The sequence below is a fragment of the Planktosalinus sp. genome, assembly GCF_059864935.1.
The window spans coordinates 1-2427 of the sequence record NZ_JCBCCK010000334.1 but is presented as its reverse complement, the minus strand read 5'-3'; the positions used below and the strand labels follow the sequence as shown (position 1 = coordinate 2427).

The following is a 2427-nucleotide window of genomic DNA, read 5'->3' as shown; positions in this document are numbered from 1 at the left end:
GTGCGCAACTGATTGTAATCATCCAGTCCTAAATTCCTGAATGCCTGTAAATGCTCCTGCATTGCCAAAACACCTTCGGTAGTTTCAATATTGGCCTGCCACTTCAAGCCGTTGTTGAGACGCAATTCTTCATCGCTGTGGTGGGTTTCAGTTTCTGTGATTGCTTCAGGTTCAACCGGCTTTTCCTCTGAATTTCGACAGGTAATAATTACTGCAAACAGTACTACAACTAGTGGAAATATAATTTTTCTCATATCTTTCATTTTACAAAATTAATCGGACAAGATGAACCTCTTTATGACTAGAGTCATATCCATTTATCTAAACAGCTTGCGGTTTTTAATTTTTAATTCACCTTTTTTCTCCAGTGATTTTGTTGCCCTGATGACTGTTTCCACACGCAGTCCCGTTAAGTCTGCGATTTGCTGACGCGTTATATCCACTTGAAATGAAAAAGGTTCCGTTAATTGATGAACATGCTTTTTTAAATAATCCAGTATGCGTAAAATGCGGTGCTCAGGTTCTTGTGAAGATAGTTCTGCAGCCATGATTGATTTGTAATACAGTCGCGCTGCAAGTGCCTTGGTAATTCCTAAATGCTGTTCCGGATGGGTTTTAAGCAATTCCAGGAAATTGTCTTTGGAGAGTCGCAGCACCTCAGAATCTGATAATGCTTCGGCGTGAGCCGGATACTTCACATCTGCAAAAAGCGGGGGCTCCCCAAAACTTTGTCCCGGAAAAAATATTCCCTGAATAAACTCTTTACCATCCTCATTGAAGTTGTTCATTTTGACTTCGCCACTCACTATCTGAAAGTAACACAGCGCGTGTTGTCCTTCATTGAAAATTCTGTCTCCCTTGACAAAATCCAGCTTTTCAGCACCATAATCATATAACAACTGTGTTAAAACCATATCTTATAAATGTGACTTAAGAAGTTGAACCAATTCGTGTTTTGGAACCACTCCCGATTGCCTCCAAAGTTGCTTTCCTTCTTTAAAAAGAATCATTGTGGGCACTCCCCTCACCTGATATTGTGTGGCCAGTGGCTGGTTTTTATCTACGTCTATTTTGACAATTTTTATACTTTCACCCAGTTCGGATTTCACTTCACTCAGAATTGGTGCCAGTGTTTTGCAGGGCCCGCACCAGGTAGCAAAAAAGTCCACCAAAACCGGTTTACTGTCGTTGATAATTTCGCTAAACTTTGATTTCATCTGTACTCTTTTATTAATTTTAATAGGTCAGATGCAATGCTCACTGTATATTTTAGGTTTGATTGATGAGTACGCTAATGAACATTTCATAAAACACTTGCTTTTGCACTTAAACAAAGATACGATTCACAAAGTCGAAATCCACAGAAATCCTCAAAAAAACTATCTTTGCGGCATGGTTCACAATCCCTTTCAACTTTTTAAAACTGATGTTTCACACATTCCGCTTCCGGAGGTGTTTACCTTTCCATTTTACTATGAACCGCATCCTTTAAGTCTAATAGCTGCCGCTGAACTGCAACAGTATCTGGAAACACAAACCGACATAAATCACAACTTCGGATTGAAAGAAGACCAAAAGGGATTAGTCATTGGAAAGATGTTTGGTGTTTTGGTTTGTAAAAATGAAAACGGGTTATTGGGTTATTTGTGGGCATTTTCCGGTAAACTGGCTGAATCTAACCAGCACGCCCGTTTTGTGCCTCCTGTTTTTGATATGTTGGAAACCGATGGTTTTTTTAAAAAGGAAGAAGAAATTCTCAACCAACTCAACCGTAGTATTGAGGAACTGGAACAGGCTGAAGAGTATCAACAGGCGTTGGCAGAACAAAAACTAATTCAAACTGATGCCGATGTTGATTTGGAGCGTCAAAAACTGCGTGTCAAATCCCTGAAAACTGAGCGGGATGCTAAACGCAGGAAAATTACGGTAGCACTTCCACAAGACGAACTGGAAGCCTTTGAAAACACCTTAAGTGAAGAAAGTAAAAAAGAAAGTATTTTGCTCAAAAAAATGACCAAATACTGGAACTATCAAAAAGCTGCGGCATCTGCTAAGGTTCAGGAATTTGAAAGCACCATCAACAAACAAAAACAGGAACGCAGGCAAAAGTCGGGCGAATTGCAGCAAAAACTGTTTGACCATTATGTATTTTTAAATCAGTTGGGAATGGAGAAAAGTATTGGCGAAATATTCAACAACAATCCCCCCGCAGGTGCCGGAGAATGTGCTGCACCCAAGCTGTTGCATTTTGCTTTTAAAAACAACTTGAAACCCATAGCGATGGCCGAATTCTGGTGGGGACAATCGCCTGCATCTGAAGTGCGTAAACACAAACAGTTCTACCCCGCCTGCAAAAGCAAGTGTGAACCCATACTGATGACTCATATGCTTGATGGTTTGGAAATGGAAGTCAATCCGTTTGAGCAA

Annotated in this window: 2 protein-coding genes and 2 pseudogenes; 1 reads left to right on the top strand and 3 read right to left on the bottom strand. The window is 40.3% G+C overall.

The features are described from left to right. The 3 genes and pseudogenes from AC6F75_RS10750 to trxA form a co-directional block, all read right to left on the bottom strand. Positions 1–254 (bottom strand): annotated as a pseudogene (locus AC6F75_RS10750) (hypothetical protein); the annotation flags it as partial. 63 nt (positions 255–317) lie between these two features. Beyond that, positions 318–914 carry a cyclic nucleotide-binding domain-containing protein gene (locus tag AC6F75_RS10745; protein WP_500715021.1) on the bottom strand — a complete coding sequence of 199 codons (597 nt, stop codon included), beginning with the start codon at positions 912–914 and terminating at the stop codon, positions 318–320. A 3-nt stretch (positions 915–917) separates the two neighbouring features. Continuing rightward, complete coding sequence (trxA, locus tag AC6F75_RS10740; RefSeq protein WP_500715020.1) at positions 918–1217, bottom strand: thioredoxin; 300 nt, start codon at positions 1215–1217, stop codon at positions 918–920. A gap of 103 nt (positions 1218–1320) precedes the next feature. Here trxA and AC6F75_RS10735 point away from each other — a divergent pair. After that, positions 1321–2427 (top strand): annotated as a pseudogene (locus AC6F75_RS10735) (RNA pseudouridine synthase); the annotation flags it as partial.

Bases quoted from the DNA above. Each gene is read 5' to 3' on its own strand.
- trxA (WP_500715020.1), bottom strand. From the start codon at position 1,217: ATGAAATCAAAGTTTAGCGAAATTATCAACGACAGTAAACCGGTTTTG.
- AC6F75_RS10745 (WP_500715021.1), bottom strand. From the start codon at position 914: ATGGTTTTAACACAGTTGTTATATGATTATGGTGCTGAAAAGCTGGAT.